Annotated in this window: 16 protein-coding genes; 9 read left to right on the top strand and 7 right to left on the bottom strand. The window is 72.8% G+C overall.

Annotated features, from left to right (window positions below):
* The first annotated feature begins 5 nt into the window (after positions 1–5).
* Positions 6–965 (top strand): EamA family transporter, encoded by a 960-nt coding sequence (locus AB0N63_RS23640; RefSeq protein WP_365531174.1) that lies wholly within the window; start codon positions 6–8, stop codon positions 963–965.
* A 291-nt stretch (positions 966–1,256) separates the two neighbouring features.
* Here the strand turns inward: AB0N63_RS23640 and AB0N63_RS23635 are convergent, their stop codons facing one another.
* On the bottom strand, positions 1,257–2,003 hold the full coding sequence (locus AB0N63_RS23635; protein WP_365531172.1) for a D-Ala-D-Ala carboxypeptidase family metallohydrolase: 747 nt from the start codon (positions 2,001–2,003) through the stop codon (positions 1,257–1,259).
* 458 nt (positions 2,004–2,461) lie between these two features.
* Here AB0N63_RS23635 and AB0N63_RS23630 point away from each other — a divergent pair, with 458 nt between their 5' ends.
* The 4 genes from AB0N63_RS23630 to AB0N63_RS23615 all read left to right on the top strand — a co-directional run bounded on the left by AB0N63_RS23630 (position 2,462) and on the right by AB0N63_RS23615 (position 4,708).
* Positions 2,462–2,872, top strand: coding sequence for a VOC family protein (locus tag AB0N63_RS23630; protein WP_365531170.1), 411 nt, complete (start codon positions 2,462–2,464; stop codon positions 2,870–2,872).
* A gap of 104 nt (positions 2,873–2,976) precedes the next feature.
* Positions 2,977–3,489 carry a helix-turn-helix transcriptional regulator gene (locus tag AB0N63_RS23625; protein WP_365531168.1) on the top strand — a complete coding sequence of 171 codons (513 nt, stop codon included), beginning with the start codon at positions 2,977–2,979 and terminating at the stop codon, positions 3,487–3,489.
* A 10-nt stretch (positions 3,490–3,499) separates the two neighbouring features.
* Complete coding sequence (locus AB0N63_RS23620) at positions 3,500–4,159, top strand: glyoxalase (protein WP_365531166.1); 660 nt, start codon at positions 3,500–3,502, stop codon at positions 4,157–4,159.
* A 66-nt stretch (positions 4,160–4,225) separates the two neighbouring features.
* Positions 4,226–4,708 (top strand): DUF1801 domain-containing protein, encoded by a 483-nt coding sequence (locus AB0N63_RS23615; RefSeq protein ID WP_365531164.1) that lies wholly within the window; start codon positions 4,226–4,228, stop codon positions 4,706–4,708.
* A gap of 75 nt (positions 4,709–4,783) precedes the next feature.
* Here AB0N63_RS23615 and AB0N63_RS23610 read toward each other — a convergent pair whose 3' ends face one another.
* The 4 genes from AB0N63_RS23610 to AB0N63_RS23595 form a co-directional block, all read right to left on the bottom strand.
* Complete coding sequence (locus tag AB0N63_RS23610) at positions 4,784–4,954, bottom strand: hypothetical protein (protein ID WP_009192007.1); 171 nt, start codon at positions 4,952–4,954, stop codon at positions 4,784–4,786.
* A gap of 97 nt (positions 4,955–5,051) precedes the next feature.
* On the bottom strand, positions 5,052–5,834 hold the full coding sequence (locus AB0N63_RS23605; RefSeq protein WP_365531162.1) for a 3-oxoacyl-ACP reductase: 783 nt from the start codon (positions 5,832–5,834) through the stop codon (positions 5,052–5,054).
* Between the two features lie 127 nt (positions 5,835–5,961).
* Complete coding sequence (locus tag AB0N63_RS23600; protein WP_365531160.1) at positions 5,962–7,326, bottom strand: aldehyde dehydrogenase family protein; 1,365 nt, start codon at positions 7,324–7,326, stop codon at positions 5,962–5,964.
* A gap of 94 nt (positions 7,327–7,420) precedes the next feature.
* Positions 7,421–8,788: a glutamine synthetase family protein gene (locus AB0N63_RS23595; RefSeq protein WP_365531158.1), complete on the bottom strand. Its 1,368-nt coding sequence runs from the start codon at positions 8,786–8,788 to the stop codon at positions 7,421–7,423.
* A 119-nt stretch (positions 8,789–8,907) separates the two neighbouring features.
* Between AB0N63_RS23595 and AB0N63_RS23590 the strand changes: the two genes are divergently transcribed.
* The 3 genes from AB0N63_RS23590 to AB0N63_RS23580 all read left to right on the top strand — a co-directional run bounded on the left by AB0N63_RS23590 (position 8,908) and on the right by AB0N63_RS23580 (position 12,030).
* Positions 8,908–9,651, top strand: a complete 744-nt coding sequence (locus AB0N63_RS23590; RefSeq protein WP_365531156.1) for an FCD domain-containing protein — start codon at positions 8,908–8,910, stop codon at positions 9,649–9,651.
* 152 nt (positions 9,652–9,803) lie between these two features.
* Positions 9,804–11,291, top strand: coding sequence for an ethanolamine permease (gene eat / locus AB0N63_RS23585; RefSeq protein ID WP_365531154.1), 1,488 nt, complete (start codon positions 9,804–9,806; stop codon positions 11,289–11,291).
* 37 nt (positions 11,292–11,328) lie between these two features.
* On the top strand, positions 11,329–12,030 hold the full coding sequence (locus tag AB0N63_RS23580) for a gamma-glutamyl-gamma-aminobutyrate hydrolase family protein (protein ID WP_365531152.1): 702 nt from the start codon (positions 11,329–11,331) through the stop codon (positions 12,028–12,030).
* A gap of 767 nt (positions 12,031–12,797) precedes the next feature.
* Here the strand turns inward: AB0N63_RS23580 and AB0N63_RS23575 are convergent.
* Both AB0N63_RS23575 and AB0N63_RS23570 read right to left on the bottom strand, forming a co-directional pair.
* Positions 12,798–14,153: an APC family permease gene (locus AB0N63_RS23575; RefSeq protein WP_365531150.1), complete on the bottom strand. Its 1,356-nt coding sequence runs from the start codon at positions 14,151–14,153 to the stop codon at positions 12,798–12,800.
* Positions 14,150–15,058, bottom strand: a complete 909-nt coding sequence (locus AB0N63_RS23570; protein WP_365531149.1) for a carbon-nitrogen hydrolase family protein — start codon at positions 15,056–15,058, stop codon at positions 14,150–14,152. Before AB0N63_RS23570 ends, AB0N63_RS23575 begins: the two co-directional genes overlap by 4 nt.
* 109 nt (positions 15,059–15,167) lie before the next feature.
* Between AB0N63_RS23570 and AB0N63_RS23565 the strand changes: the two genes are divergently transcribed.
* Entirely contained in the window at positions 15,168–15,785 is a 618-nt protein-coding gene (locus tag AB0N63_RS23565; protein ID WP_365531147.1) for a TetR/AcrR family transcriptional regulator, read from the top strand.
* Positions 15,786–15,908 lie beyond the last annotated feature (123 nt).

Here is a 15,908-nt window from a genome sequence, read left to right as displayed (position 1 = left end):
GACCCATGCGACCTTCCCACCTCTTCCTCGCGGTGCTCGTCGCGGCCGTCTGGGGCGTGAACTTCACCGTCATCGACATCGGCCTCGACCACTTCCCGCCGCTGCTCTTCTCCGCGCTGCGCTTCCTGGTGGCGGCGCTGCCCGCCGTGTTCTTCGTGGGCCGCCCCAGGGTGGCGTGGAAGTGGATCGTGTCGGTGGGACTGGCGCTCGGCGTCGCCAAGTTCGGGCTGCTGTTCATCGGCATGGACGCGGGGATGCCGGCCGGTCTGTCCTCGCTGGTGCTGCAGATCCAGGCCGTGTTCACCGCCCTGTTCGCCGCCGTCGCCCTCGGCGAACGCCCCACCGGCGTACGGCTCCTCGGCATGCTGATCGCGCTCTCGGGCATCGGGGTGGCGGCCGTCGACGAGGGCGCGTCGGGCCCGATGGGCGCCTTCCTGGTCGTCATCGCCGCGGCGGCCTGCTGGGGCCTGTCCAACGTCCTGACCCGCAAGGCGGCCCCGCCCGACGCCCTGAACTGGATGGTGTGGGTGTCGACGGTGCCGGTCCTGCCGCTGCTGCTCCTCTCCCTGCTCACCGAGGGCCCGTCCGCCGACCTCGCCGCGCTGCGCGCCTTCGACTGGGCGGGCGCGGGCACGCTCCTCTACGTCGCCTGGGGCGCGACCGTGTTCGGCTTCGGCGCCTGGGGCTGGCTGCTGCGCCGCCATCCGGCGTCCACGGTGGCGCCGTTCTCGCTGCTCGTGCCCGTCTTCGGGATGTCCTCGGCGGCCTGCTTCCTCGGCGAGGCGGTGAGCCCGCTGCGGTGGTGCGCGGCCGTGCTGCTGGTGGGCGGAGTGGCGCTGACCACGCTCACTCCGGGACGGCGGACGGGCGGGGCCGGGGGCGGGGGCAGCGTCCGGGCAGGCGATACGGCGGAGGGCGGGAGCGGCCCCCGGACGGCCTCCGGCCGTACGCTGACCGACGCTTGAACCAGGCTGTGCGCAGGCCGGGGTGCGGCCCGACGAGGGACCGCCCCACCCGCGCGGACCCTGCCACCGCCCACCCGTGAACCACGGCCGGTCCGGCCGGCCTCGCCGACTCGGAGGCGACGCACCCGCCGGACGACTGGGACGCATGGACCCGCGAGCAGCGCCGGCGCGCCCTGGGGTGCGCCGGCGGCGCGCCCTGGGGTGCGCCGCTCGGGTCCGGCCCGGACCAGGGGCTCCGGTCCAGGAGCAGGTGGAAGCCGGGGTCGGCGGGGCGTGGGCGGCGCGCGGGCGTCAGATCGTGCCGTCCTGCCACCACCAGGCCCGCCCCAGGTCGGCGCGGCTGTCGACGTGCTGGTGATCGGCCGTGTACGTCTCCAGGCCGGAGAAGCCGCAGGTCTCGGCCTTCTGGTAGACCGTCCGGTTGGACACGCCGGGGACGTCGAGGTCGGCCGCGGTGCCGTAGAGGTGCATGCTGTCACTCGCCCCGCCGACCTCGGCGTTGTGGGCGATGCTGCGGAAGCCGGAGTTGACGGTGATGGGCACGTTGCCCAGCTTCTTGCGCAGCGCCTCGAGCTTGTACATCGCGCGCCGGACGTTCTCCTTGGTGGCGGAGGTGCTCAGCTTGCCGCCGGCGAAGGTGCCGCTGACCCGGTCGGTGAACTCGGAGAAGTCGAAGTGCGCGGTCGAGCCGTCCGCCTGTTCGAGGGCGTTGAGCTGCGCCTGTGTCGCGGGGCCCGCCACGCCGTCGACGCCCAGGCCGTAGGCCGCCTGGAACCGGCGTACCGCGGCGGTGGTGGCCGGGCCGAAGCTTCCGTCGACGCCGACGAAGCTGTGGCTCGGGCTGTCCGCTGCCCAGCCCGCGACCCTGATCTGCAGTTCGGTCACGTCCGCGCCACTGGTCCCCTGGCTCAGCGTGCGCGACCAGCCGTAGGCCCGGGCGGTGCCCGTCAGCAGCGTGGGGACGAGTACGGTGCCGGCGCCGACGGCCAGCGCGCGGCGGATGAAGGTACGGCGGTGGAGAGCGCGGGAAGAGTCCATCTTCGTCCTCTCGGCGGTACTGCGGAAGCACGACAGTGTCATGAACACGCCTCTCAGGGAAGGGGAGAGGCAGGCCCGGGGCCGACCACCGCCCCCGTCACATTGCTCCCTCGCCCTCCGTCAGGGCGGTGACAGCACGATCACGATCTGAAGGCCGTCCTATGGCCGGCCACGGACGGGGAGCGGGTCCCGGACGAGCTGGACGCGGGCGTGGCCGGGTACGACGGGCCAAGGCGCTCGCCACGCCGATGTCCGCTGTCGGCCAGGCCGGCTTCTCTGTCCCCGTGGCGCTGATCGCCGGGCCGGTGCCGGCAGGTCGTTCACCGACTTGTGGAAGTGAGGCCGCCCGGTTGAGTGCACGGCACGGTCGCCCCGTGGCGGGACGGGCTCGGGGCGGCGCGGCGATCGATCACGAATCGAGAAGCGCGGTCCCCGCCACCGGCTCTAACCTGCCTCCTATGGACATCACCATCCACACCAGTTTCCTTCCGCACGACGACCCGGACGCCTCCCTCGCCTTCTACCGCGACGTCCTCGGCTTCGAGGTCCGCAGCGACGTCGGCCAGGGCAGGATGCGCTGGATCACGGTCGGACCGGCCGGCCAGCCCGACACGTCGATCCTCCTGGCGCCGCCGGCCGCCGACCCCGGAATCACCGAGGACGAGCGCCGCACCATCACCGAGATGATGGCCAAGGGCACCTACGGCTGGATCCTGCTGGCCACCCGCGATCTCGACGCCACCTTCGAGAAGGTGCAGGCCGGGGACGTCGAGGTCGTCCAGGAGCCGACCGAGCAGCCGTACGGCATCCGCGACTGCGCCTTCCGGGACCCGGCGGGCAACCTGGTGCGCATCCAGGAGCTGCGCTGAACCGTACGACGCCCGAGCCGCGGGTTCCAGGGCCCGGGCCCCGGCAGCGAACAGCCGGCGCAGAGCCGGTGAACAGGGAGCCGATGAAGGGGGAGAGTGGTCCCATGTGCCGGCCCGAGTGGCGCCAGGCCCGCGTCCAGGCGCAGCGCCTGGCCGATCTCGCGCGGCTGCGCCGCGTCCGCGACCGGATCGACCGGGAGTACGCGCAACCGCTGAACGTGGAGGCGCTGGCCCGCGACGTGAACATGTCCGCCGGGCACCTGAGCCGGCAGTTCCGGGCCGCCTACGGTGAGTCGCCGTACTCGTACCTGATGACGCGGCGCATCGAGCGCGCGACGGCGCTGCTGCGGCGCGGCGACCTCAGCGTCACCGACGTCTGCTTCGCCGTCGGCTGCGCCTCGCTGGGCACGTTCACCACCCGCTTCACCGAGCTGGTCGGCATGCCGCCCGGGGCCTTCCGGCGTCAGGCGGCGCAGGCCGCGGACGACGCCGGGCCCGCGGGTCCGGGGCGCGAGGCGGGTGTCGCGATCACGGTGGACGGCATGCCGGCGTGCGTGGCCAAGCAGGTCACCAGACCGGTCAGGAATCGAGAAGCCCCGGCCCCGGGCAGCCCCTAGCGTGAGGGTCATGGCACTCACCACGTCCACCGCGTCCACCACGTCCCTCGCCTCCGTCACGCTGGAGGTGACCGATCCCGAGGCGGCCCGCCGCTTCTACACGGCCTTCGGCGTCGACGACCGCGTAGGCCTGCGGGCGTCCGACGCGCACTCCACCGGATTCCGGGGCTTCACCCTGGCCCTCACGGTGTCCGGACCCGCCACGGTCGACGGCTTCGTGGACGCCGCGGTGGCCGCCGGCGCCACGCCGCTCAAGCCCGCCGCGAAGTCCCTGTGGGGCTACGGCGGCGTCGTCCAGGCCCCCGACGGGACGGTCTGGAAGGTCGCGACCTCGGCGAAGAAGGACACCGGCCCGGCCACCGGAGAGATCGACGAGGTCGTCCTCCTGCTCGGCGTCCAGGACGTGAAGGCCGCCAAGCGGTTCTACGCCGACCGGGGCCTGACCGTGGCCAGGAGCTTCGGCGGCAAGTACGCCGAGTTCGCCTCCGACGGGGCCGGCGCGGTCAAGCTGGCGCTGTACAAGCGCGGCGGTCTGGCCAAGGACCTCGGCGTCCCCGCCGAGGGCGCCGGCTCGCACCGCGTCGTCCTCGGCAGCACCGGCGCCCCCTTCACCGACCCGGACGGATTCGTCTGGGAGGCCGCCGCCTCGCACACTCCCGTGTCCTCCTGACCTCCGGCACCACCACCCCTCTTCGCACCCGCCCCAGCACCGTCACCGTCCGAGAGGAAACCCGCCATGCCCACGCAGCCGTCCCCCGAGACCGCCGACACGACCGCCGAGCGGCAGGAGGCGTTCACCGCCGAGGAGCGGGCCGCGATGAAGGCCCACGCGCAGGAGCAGAAGAAGGCGGCCGCGCGGCGCGGTCTGTCCCGGGCGGAGAAGGAGGCGGCCGCGGAGCAGGACGTGCTCGCGAAGATCGCCGAGCTGCCGGAGGCGGACCGTGTCCTCGCCGAGCGCGTCCACCACATCGTCAGGGCCGCCGCTCCGGACCTCACGCCCAAGCTCTGGTACGGGATGCCCGCGTACGCCAGGGACGGCAAGGTCGTCTGCCACTTCCAGAGCGCGCACAAGTTCAAGACGCGGTACGCCACGCTCGGTTTCAGCGACCAGGCGGCACTGGACGACGGCGCCATGTGGCCGACCGCCTACGCCCTGAGGGAACTGACCCCGGCCGACGAGGAGCGCATCAGCGCGCTCGTCAAGCGGGCCGTCGGCTGAGCCCCCGCCGGGCGGAAGCAGCACGCTGGCGCAGGGGAATCACGGTAGGTCGATTCCCCTGCGCCGGCGTGCGATTCACCGTCTGCGAGGCGACCAGCCCGTGCCGACCCCGGCCAGGTGCAGGGCCAGCGCGGTCAGCCCGAGCAGCATGACATTGGTCGAGGAGAACACGTCGTTGGTGCTGAGGTCCGCCGCGTTGATCAGGAACGACACGAAGAACAGCACCGCCGCGACCATACCGAGCATGAGGGGCTCCTTCCGGAAGGGATGAAGCCCGTATGCCCGGCCTTCGGCCCGGCAGACACCGGACCCGTCGCCGTCCGTCCCGGGTCCGCCGGCGGGCCTACAGCGGGGTGACGTAGGCGCCGGCGATGCCGCCGTCGACGAGGAACTCGGCGGCGTTCACGAAGGAGGAGTCGTCGCTGGCGAGGAACGCGACCGCGGCCGCGATCTCCTCCGGTTCCGCGAACCGCCCCACCGGGACGTGCACGAGCCGGCGCGCGGCCCGCTCGGGGTCCTTGGCGAACAGCTCCTTCAGCAGCGGGGTGTTGACCGGCCCCGGGCACAGTGCGTTGACCCGGATCCCCTCGCGGGCGAACTGCACGCCCAGCTCGCGCGACATCGCGAGCACGCCGCCCTTGGAGGCGGTGTAGCTGATCTGCGAGGTGGCGGCGCCCATCACCGCCACGAAGGACGCCGTGTTGACGATGGAGCCCTTGCACTGGCGCCGCATGTAGGGGAGGGCGGCCTTGCAGCACAGGTAGACGGAGGTGAGGTTGACCTCCTGGACCCGCTTCCAGGCCTCCAGGCCGGTCTCCAGGATGGAGTCGTCGTCGGGCGGGGAGATGCCGGCGTTGTTGAAGGCGACGTCCACGGAGCCGTAGGTGTCGTAGGCGGTCCTGAACAGCGCCTCGACCTGCTCCGGGTCGGTGACGTCGACCCGGACGAACAGTCCGTCGACCTCGGCGGCCGCGGCCTTGCCCGTCGCCTCGTCGATGTCGGCGCAGACGACGTGGGCGCCCTCGGAGGCGAGCCGGCGGACGGTGGCGAGGCCGATGCCGCTGCCGGCTCCGGTGACGACGGCGGTGCGGCCGACCAGGCGGCGGCAGACGGGGGACTCGGTCACGGCGAGGGCCTTTCTCTCAGGTGCGGAACGCGGGTGCGCGGTTCGGACTTCCCGCGGGGGACTTCGGGTCTGGGACGTCACGCGCCCACCGACGGCGACCGTCGCCGGGACGGCGCCTTTTGCGGACTCAGCCCCCGGTGCTGATGAACACGTTCTTGGTCTCCGTGAAGGCGGTGAGCGCGTCAGGGCCCAACTCCCGGCCGAGACCGGACTGTTTGTAGCCCCCGAACGGGGTCCAGTACCGCACGCTGCTGTGCGAGTTGACCGACAGGTTCCCCGCCGCGACGGCGCGGGAGACGCGCAGCGCCCGCCCCACGTCACGCGTCCAGAGGGAGCCCGACAACCCGTACGCGGTGGCGTTGGCCAGCCGTACGGCGTCGGCCTCGTCCTCGAACGGCAGCACCACGGCGACGGGGCCGAAGATCTCCTCGACGGCCGCCGGCACATCGGGGGAAGCGGGGGCGAGCACCGTCGCCGGGTACCAGAACCCCTTCCCGCTCGGCGCGTCCCCGCGGACGACGACCGGCGCGTCGTCGGGGACGTAGGACCGCACCCGCTCGCGCTGCGCCGCCGAGATCAGCGGGCCCATCTGGGTGTCCGGATCGCCCGGGTCGCCGACGCGCCAGGACCTGACGGCCGGCTCCAGCAGTTCCAGGAAGCGGTCGTACACGCTGCGCTGGACGAGGATGCGGCTGCGGGCGCAGCAGTCCTGGCCGGTGTTGTCGAGGAAGGATGCGGGAGCCGCGGCGGCCGCCTGGTCCAGGTCGGCGTCGGCGAAGACGATGTTGGGGCTCTTGCCACCGAGTTCGAGCGTCACCCGCTTCACCCGGTCCGCGCACGCGGTCATGATCTGCTTGCCGACGGCCGTGGAGCCGGTGAAGACGACCTTGGCCACGCCGGGATGCTCGACCAGGGCGGCGCCCGCCACCGGCCCGGCGCCCGGCAGCACCTGGAACAGGCCCTCGGGCAGCCCCGCCTCCAGGCACAGTTCGGCGAGCCGGAGCGCCGTCAGCGGCGTCGTCTCGGCGGGTTTGAGCAGCACGGCGTTGCCCGCGGCGAGCGCGGGCGCCGCGCCCCAACAGGAGATCGGCAGCGGGAAGTTCCACGGCGCGATCACCGCGACCACGCCGAGCGGCTCGTGCATCGTGATGTTCACACCGCCCGCGACCGGGATCTGGAGGCCGGTCAGCCGCTCGACGCCTCCGGCCGCGTACGCGAAGAGGTCACGGGCGTTGCCCGCCTCCCAGCGGGCGTTCCCGATCGGGTGGCCCGCTTCGGCCACTTCCAGCCGCGCCAGTTCCTCCAGATGGCCGTCGATGACGGCGGCGCAGCGGTGCAGCAGCCGGGCCCGGTCGCCGGGGGCGGCGCCCGCCCAGCTCTCCTGCGCCTCGACCGCCCGCCGGACCGCGGCGTCCACGTCGGACGCGCTCGACGCGGGGACGGTGGCGAGGATCTCCTCGGTGGCGGGGTTGAGGACGTGGTGCTCGCTCAAGGTGTGGGTCTCCAGGTGTGCCGGAAGAGAACGCGGTCGCGGACAAGGGGAGTTCGTGGTGAGCGGGACCTGCGCCGGCTCGGCGCACCGGGGACTACATCCGCTCGAAGGACCGGAACCGTTCCCAGTCCGTCACGGCGGAGTCGAACGCGTCCAGCTCGACGCGCGCCATGTTGGCGTAGTGCGCGACGACCTCCTCGCCGAAGGCGGCCCGGGCGAGAGGGCTCCTCTCCCACAGCTCCGCGGCCTCCCGCAGGGTCGTCGGCACGTGGGGGGCGTCGCCCGCGTAGGCGTTGCCGGTGCACGGCCCGGGCAGCTCCAGCTCGTGGTCCACGCCGTACAACCCGGCGGCGACCATGCCGGCGACCGCGAGGTAGGGGTTCACATCGCCGCCGGGCAGACGGTTCTCGAACCGGTGGGAGAGGCCGTGCCCGATGACGCGCAGCGCGCAGGTGCGGTTGTCCGGCCCCCACGCGACCGCCGTCGGCGCGAACGAACCGGGGCGGAACCGCTTGTAGGAGTTGATGTTCGGCGCGTACAGCAGTGTGAAGTCGCGCATCGCGGCGATCTGGCCTGCCAGGAAGTGCCGCATCAGGCGGGACATCCCGTACTCGTCCGTGTCGTCGGCGAACACGGGGCCGCCGAGTTCGTCGCGCAGCGAGAGGTGGATGTGGCAGGAGTTGCCCTCGCGCTCGTCCCACTTCGCCATGAAGGTGAGGGAGACGCCCTCCTGCGCCGCGATCTGCTTGGCGCCGGTCTTGTAGACGGAGTGCTGGTCGCAGGTGGTGAGCGCCTCGTCGTAGCGGAAGGCGATCTCGTGCTGGCCGAGGTTGCACTCGCCCTTGGCGGACTCCACCGTCAGACCGGCCTCGCCCATCTCGTTGCGGATCCGGCGCAGCAGGGGCTCCACCCGGCCCGTCCCGAGGATGGAGTAGTCGACGTTGTACTGGTTGGCGGGGCGCAGGTCGCGGTAGCCGCGCGCCCAGGCGTCCTCGTAGGTGTCCTTGAAGACCATGAACTCCAGTTCCGTGCCGGCGTACGCGGTCCAGCCGTGCTCGGCGAGCCGGTCGAGCTGGCGGCGCAGGACCTGGCGCGGCGAGGCGGCGACCGGAGCGCCGTCGTGCCAGGCCAGGTCGGCGAGGAGGAGTGCGGTACCGGCGTCCCAGGGGGTGCGGCGCAGGGTGGCGGTGTCGCCGTGCAGGGCGAAGTCGCCGTAGCCGCGTTCCCAGGACGACATGGCGTAGCCGCCGACGGTGTTCATGTCGGTGTCGACGGCGAGGAGGTAGTTGCAGCCCTCGGTGCCGTGCTCCAGGACCTCGTCCAGGAAGAAACGGGCGGCGAACCGCTTGCCCTGGAGTCTTCCCTGCATATCGGTGAAGGCGAGGACGATGGTGTCGATCTCCCCGGCATCGACCAGCTTCGTCAGCTCGTCCACGGAGAGCGGGGGCGTACGGTCAGCCACAGGAGCGCCTCCTGGCGTCAGTCGTCGGTCCGGGAGATCAGCGGGGCTCTCTCCCGGGTGTGCCGCACCGGATGGGCCATAAGGTATGCGCAAGAACCTTTTCATGGGAAGGGGGCCCGATGGGTGAGCTTCGTGAATGCGCCGCGGCGGACCGGCTGGCGCCAGTGCTCCGGCCGGTGCGGGCGGGCAACGGCTTCGAGGAGGCGATGGAGCAGATACTCCAGGTCATCCGCCTGGGCCTGGTGCCGTACGGGGAGCGGCTGCCGGCGGAGCGGGACCTGGCGGACCGGCTCGGGGTCAGCCGGGTGACGCTGCGCGAGGTGCTCAAAGCCCTCCAGGACCAGGGGATCGTGGAGAGCCGGCGCGGCCGGTACGGCGGCACGTTCGTCCTGCGGCGCCCGGGGCCGGCCGCGGGCGACGACGAGGACGAGCTGCGCCGGCGCGTGGCCGGGACCGATGTCGAGGACGTGCTGCTCTTCCGCGAGGTGCTGGAGGTGGGCGCGGCCGGACTGTGCGCGGCGCGCCCCCTCGGCGACGGGGCGGCGCGGCGGCTGCGCGCCGCGCTGACGGCGACGCAGGACGCGCCGCTGGCCGAGTACCGCCGCCTGGACACGATGCTGCACCTGACCCTCGCGGAACTGTGCGGCTCCCCGACGCTCGCCGGCCAGTACGCGGCGGTCCGGGCGACCGTGAACGACCTGCTGGACTGCATTCCGCTGCTGGTGCGCAACCTGGAGCACTCGCAGCGCCAGCACGAGGCGCTGGTCGAGGCGGTCCTGGAGGGCGACGCGGACGGCGCGCGGGAGGTCATGCGCGAGCACTGCGCCGGCACGGCGGCGCTGTTGCGGGGCTTCCTGTCGTGAGGCGGCCGACTCCGCCCCGGGCAGACGGGTCGACCCGATCCTCGATTTCCGCCGGCGAGTTGACCGATCGTTGACACCGGGGGTCTTGCGTCCGGCCGGTAGGAACCGCAAAGGTTTGGCACCCGACCTTTGGATCGAGGCAGGAGCGACTGATGGCCGACGGCACCGACTCGCGCATGCCCACACCTCCCGCGGCGCCGCCGGGCGGCTCCGCCACGACCCCGTCCCCGGGCGGCGACGCCTATCTGGAGCGGCGGACCCTGAACCGGGGCAGCGCCGGCTGGCTGCTGCTGACCGGCCTCGGCGTGGCCTATGTCGTCTCCGGCGACTACGCCGGCTGGAACTTCGGCCTGGCCGAGGCGGGCTTCGGCGGCCTCGCCGTCGCCGCCGTCCTGATGGGCCTGATGTACACCTGCCTGGTCTTCTCCCAGGCCGAGATGGCCGCGATCCTGCCGACGGCCGGCGGCGGCTACGGCTTCGCCCGCCGGGCGCTCGGCACCTGGGGCGGCTTCCTCACCGGCACCGCGATCCTCATCGAGTACATCCTCGCCCCCGCCGCCATCTCCATCTTCATCGGCGACTACGTCGAGTCGCTGCACCTGTTCGGCCTGGAGTCCGGGCGGCCCGTCTACCTCGCCTGTTTCGTCGTCTTCATCGGCATCCACCTGTGGGGCGTCGGCGAGGCGCTGCGCTTCAGCTTCGTCGTCACCGGCATCGCGGTCGCCGCGCTGATCGTCTTCGCGGTCGGCGCCGCCGGCGACTTCGACGCCGGCCGGCTCGACGACATCCCCGTCGACCACTCGGCCTTCGGCGCGAGCTCGTGGCTGCCGTTCGGCATCCTCGGCATCTGGTCCGCCTTCCCCTTCGGCATGTGGTTCTTCCTCGGCGTCGAAGGAGTGCCGCTGGCCGCCGAGGAGACCAGGGACCCGGTGCGGTCACTGCCGAAGGCGATGGCGCTGTCCATCGGCATCCTGCTCGTCCTCGCGCTGCTCACCTTCCTGGCCGCCACCGGCGCGCACGGCTCGGCCGCGGTGCAGAGCGCGGGCAACCCGCTGGTGGCGGCGCTCGAAGGGACGGGCGGGCCGACCCCGCTGAGCCGCTTCGTGAACTACGCGGGCCTGGCGGGACTCGTCGCCTCCTTCTTCTCCCTCATCTACGCCGGATCGCGTCAGCTCTTCGCCCTGTCCCGGGCCGGCTACCTGCCCCGCTTCCTGTCCCTGACCAGCCGCCGCAAGGCCCCCTACCTCGGTCTGCTGGTACCGGGCGCGCTCGGCTTCGCCCTGGCCGCGGCAACGGGCGACGGCGCGCGGATGCTCAACGTCGCGGTGTTCGGCGCGACCATCTCCTACGCGCTGATGGCCCTGTCCCACATCGTGCTGCGCCGCCGGGAACCCGGTCTGCCGCGGCCGTACCGCACACCGGGCGGCGTCGTGACCTCCACGGTCGCGCTGGTGCTCGCCTGCGCGGCGCTCGTCGCCACCTTCCTCGTCGACAAGGAGGCGGCGCTGATCGCGCTCGGCGTCTACGTCGTCGCCCTCGCCTACTTCGCCTGCTACAGCCGTCACCGCCTGGTCGCCGCCGCGCCCGAGGAGGAGTTCGCCGCCCTGGCCGCCGCCGAGGCCGAACTCGAACGGGACTGACCGGACACACCGACAGCGAACCGTGAACGGAGCAGCCGTGTCCAAGCCGCTCATCGGCATCAGCACCTATCTGGAGAACTCCGTGCGATGGGGGGTGTGGGACCAGCCGGCCGCCCTGCTGCCGGCCGGTTACCAACGGCTCGTCCAGCGGGCCGGCGGCCTGGCGGCGCTGCTGCCGCCGGACGCGCCCGACGCCGCCGAAGCGGTGGTGTCCCGGCTCGACGGACTCGTCGTCTCGGGCGGCCCGGACGTGGACCCCGCCCGGTACGGAGCCGAGCGCCACCCGAGGACCGGACCGGCCCACCCGGTGCGCGACGCCTGGGAGTCGGCCCTCATCGAGGCGGCACTGGCGGCGGGCCGGCCGCTGCTCGGCATCTGCCGGGGCATGCAGCTGCTGAACGTCGTCCTCGGCGGCACACTCGTTCAGCACCTGCCCGACCAGGTGGGGCACGGCGGTCACTGCGGCCCGCCCGGACGGTTCGCCCGGCACACGGTGAAGCCCGTGCCCGGCACCCTGCTGGCCGCGGCACTGCCCGAGGAGGTGACCGTATCCACCTACCACCACCAGGCGGTGGACCGCCTCGGCGCCGGACTGGTGGCGGGCGCGCACGCCGAGGACGGCACGGTGGAGGCCGTCGAACTGCCGACGGCCGGGGCCTTCACCCTGGCCGTGCAGTGGCATCCGGAGGCCGGTGAGGACCTGCGCGTGTTCGCGGCCCTCACGGCCGCCGCCGGATGAGGGGTCGTCCGGAGGCGGCGACGGGTCGCCCCGGAGGTCACTGGGCACGACGCCGACACGCGACGGCTGACCGGTCGAGTCCGCCTCCGGAACGGCGTGTTCAGCACTGGGGCCGACGACCGTGGTTCGCCTGGTGGTTGCGGCGGGCCTTCTTCTTGCGGCGTCGCTTCGAGGACATGCCAACCTCCCGATGAGGCACACGTGTGAGACATACGTGTGCGACACACATGGGTCTCTCCCGGTCATCGTTCCACAGCCTTCGGGCCCCCGCGATTCGCGAGGCGGCGGCTCAGCGCGAACGCCGCCCGCCGATGCACGCCGCCGTCACGGCCGGCCGGCGCCGCCGCTCGGGCCGTACGGCGCACGGCGCCCAGCGCGCCGGGCGCCGACGCGGACGCCTGCATCGACGGCCTCTGCGTCGTCTCGGCGGACGAGGACGGCGACGTCGTCGGCCACGCACTGCCGACCCGCTGCCGCGTCGGCGACGTCCCGGCCCTGTTGACGAACGACGATCCGTTCCGGGAGCGGTGTTCGCGGGGCACGCCCGCCCGGTCACGCTCCCGGTACGGGCGGGCAGGACGGGATCAGGCCACGGCCCGGGGCGTGAGGGGGACCCGGACGCTGAGCGCGGTCATCCGCCTCACCTCCCTGTTTCCCCCCGGCTCCTGGACGGACACGAACGGCGACCAGTACGGAGGACGTACTCCGGCGGGCGGGCGGGGGACCCGGTGGGTCTTGCCCGCAGGCCGTCCGGCTCCCGGCGCGCTCTACGGGACGGCGGCCGCCGTCGGCTCCTTGTCGCCGAGGCTGAGTTCGGGCGCGGGGCGGCGGAAGCCCTTGGTGAGGACGGCCAGGTAGACGACGCCGAGGACGAGCCAGGCCAGTCCCAGCCGGGTCGCGGTGGTACCCAGCTGGGTGATCAGATAGACGTCCACGGCGGCCCCGGCCAGCGGCAGGACCAGGAAACCGAACAGCGGGGGACGGCTCGCGGAGCGCCACTGGCGTACGGCGTGGGCGATGACGCACACGTTGACCAGGGTGAAGCCGAGGAAGGCGCCGAAGTTGATGAAGGAGGTGGCGTCGGCCAGCGTCAGCCTCGTCGCCAGCAGGGCGACCGCGCCCACGATCAGCACGTTCGGCACCGGAGTGAGCAGCTTGGCGTGCAGGCGGCCGAAGACGGGGCGGGGAAGGACGTTGTCGCGGCCCATGACGAACATCAGCCGGCTGGTGCTGGCCTGGATGGCCACGCACGAGGCGAACCCGCCGAGCATGGAGACGATGTTCGCGACGTCCGCGAAGTTCTTGCCGCCGACGAGAGTGGAGACCGCGTATCCGGCCGAGGACTCGTCCGCGAAGGCGCCCCCGGGGTGTGCCCACTGCATCACGAAGGAGAGCGCCACGAAGATCACGCCGCCCGCCAGCACGGTGAGGACGATGCCGCGCGGGATGGTGCGCCGCGGGTCCTTCGCCTCCTCGCTGAGCGTGCTGACGGCGTCGAAGCCGAGGAAGGCGTAGGCCGCCACGGCCGCCGCCGCGGTGACCGCGGAGACACTGGCGGAGCTGTTCCAGAGGGCGTGTCCGGCCGCCGCGCCGCCGCCGTGGCCGAGGCCGTAGCGGACGCAGAGCACCAGGAGGACGAGCAGACAGCCGGTGACGGCGATCAGCAGGGTCTTGTTGACCTTGTCGGCCACCTTGAGGCCGATGACGTTGACCGCCGTGGCGAGCACGATGTTGATCACCAGCCAGAGCCACTCCGGCACCGACGGGTACTGGGCGTGCAGATAGATCGCCTGCACCAGGAAGGCGACCATCGGCAGGAAGAGGTAGTCCAGGAGCATCGCCCAGCCGGCCAGGAAACCGACGCGGGAGTCGAGCATGCGCCGCGCGTAGGTGTACACGGAACCCGAGGACGGGATGATCCGGGCCATCTTGGCGTAGCTCAGACCGGACAGCAGCATGGCGCCCGTGGCCACCAGGTAGGCGGTGGGGGCGGTGCCCCGGCTGGTGACGGCGATGACGCCGAAGGTGGAGGTGACGACGGCCGGGGCCATGTAGGCGAGGCCGAACAGGACGATGGACAGGAGACCGAGGTCGCCTCTCATCCGGGTGGGCTGATCGGTCATGGGGTGCTCTCCGCGGGGACGGGGCCGGAGCCGGTGCGGGTGCGGCCGCGCCAGGTGGCGGGGTCGATGCGCCCCTGGTAGAGGGGCAGGTCCAGGGGCCGGTCGTCCGGCCGGAACTGCTCCCAGGGGCGGTTCAGGGCGGCGGTGCCGAACCGCCGGACGTTGCTCACCTCGTCCAGGTCGATCACGTCGGTGAGGGTGGTGTCGCCGTCGGCCGGGGACTGCGAGCGTACCTGGCCGGAGGGGTCGACCAGCAGGCTGCGCCCGGCGCCCACCGGGGCGGCGCAGTTGACGCTGGCGGTGAACACCTGGTTGACGATGGAGTTGGCCCGGGCGAGGACGATCTCCTGGGCCCGGTCGCTGGTTCCGGTCTGCACGAAGTTGAGCACCAGCTCGGCGCCCATCCAGGCCAGGTGGCGGCTGGTCTCCGGGAACCAGGCGTCGTAGCAGATCGACAGGCCCACGCGGCCGGTGCCGGGCAGGTCGAACACGACGAACTCGCCGCCGGGGACCGCGGTCTCGTACGGCCGCCAGGGGAAGATCTTCCGGTAGGAGGCGACGCGCTCGCCGCCCGGCGAGTACACCGCGGCGGTGTTGTGGATACGGCCGTCGGCGCCGCGTTCGAAGAAGCTGCCCGGGGCCAGCCACACGCCGAGGTCGGCGGCGATCCGGGCGAGGGCGGTGTCACGGGGGCCGTCGAGCGGTTCGGCGGTGGCCTCCGGCAGTTCCGCGGGGGACAGGTCGGAGCCGCCCGGCCCGCCGCCGAGGTGCAGCTCGGGATAGACGACCAGGGGCTGCGCGGGCAGGCCCTGGACGCGCCGGGCGACGTCGGCGGCGAAGCCGTCCAGGTCGTCGGCGGGGCGCCGGGCGGCCTGGGCGAGGACGAGGGGGAGGGGACGCGACATGGAGCACCAGGTGTGTGGGTCGGATTAGTTAAACGAAATTTAGTTAACGAATCCGGAGAGGGTCAATGGGTCGGAGGCAGGGAAAAACGCGTGTGCGAGCATGTGGACCATGCCCCGACCGAGGAACCAGGTGGAACGGCGCGCCCAGCTGATCGACGCCGCCGGGCGGGCCGTCGTCCGTGCCGGAGCGACGACGGTCAAGCTGAGGGATGTGGCCGCGGAGGCGGGGGTCACCCCGGCCTCGGTGCTCTACTACTATCCCGACCTGCAAGAACTCTTCTCGGCGGTGTTCGAGCACGGCGCCGCGACCTACTTCGGCACCCGCAGGGAGGCGATCGCGGCGGCGGAGGGGCCGGTGGAGCAACTGCGGGCCTGCATCCGCAGCGGGGTGCCCTGGCCGGGGGAGGGCGAGGAGAGCACCCGACTGCTGTTCGAACTCTTCCCCCTCGCCCTGCGCAACGACGCGGCCGCCCAGGCGCACCGGCTCTTCTTCGAGCAGCAGACCGACCTGTACCGGCAGGTCCTCGAACACGGCCGGGACCGCGGCGAGTTCCAGCTCGTCGCGGACGCCTGGGACGTGGGCCGGTCCTTCGTCGCGCTCGAGGACGGCTACGCCATGGACCTGCTGGTGAGCACCACGACGGCGGCCCGGATCGAGGCGCGCCTGCTCGCCCACGCCCGCCTGGTGACCGGCAACCCCGCCTTCGGGGAGGGCGCGGCCGGCTGAGGACCCGCCGTCGGGCTTCGGGGAGGGCGCGGCCTGCCGAGGACCGGTCGCCGGTGGCCGGGGCCGCGACGCCGCGCGCGCCGCGCCCCGGCGAACCCGTCCCGAGGGACGGGCAGGCGGGCG

It is taken from the genome of Streptomyces sp. NPDC093260, assembly GCF_040683715.1.
Classification (GTDB): domain Bacteria; phylum Actinomycetota; class Actinomycetes; order Streptomycetales; family Streptomycetaceae; genus Streptomyces; species Streptomyces sennicomposti.
Note: the sequence above shows the minus strand (reverse complement) of the source record. Positions and strands in the feature narration are given on the sequence as shown.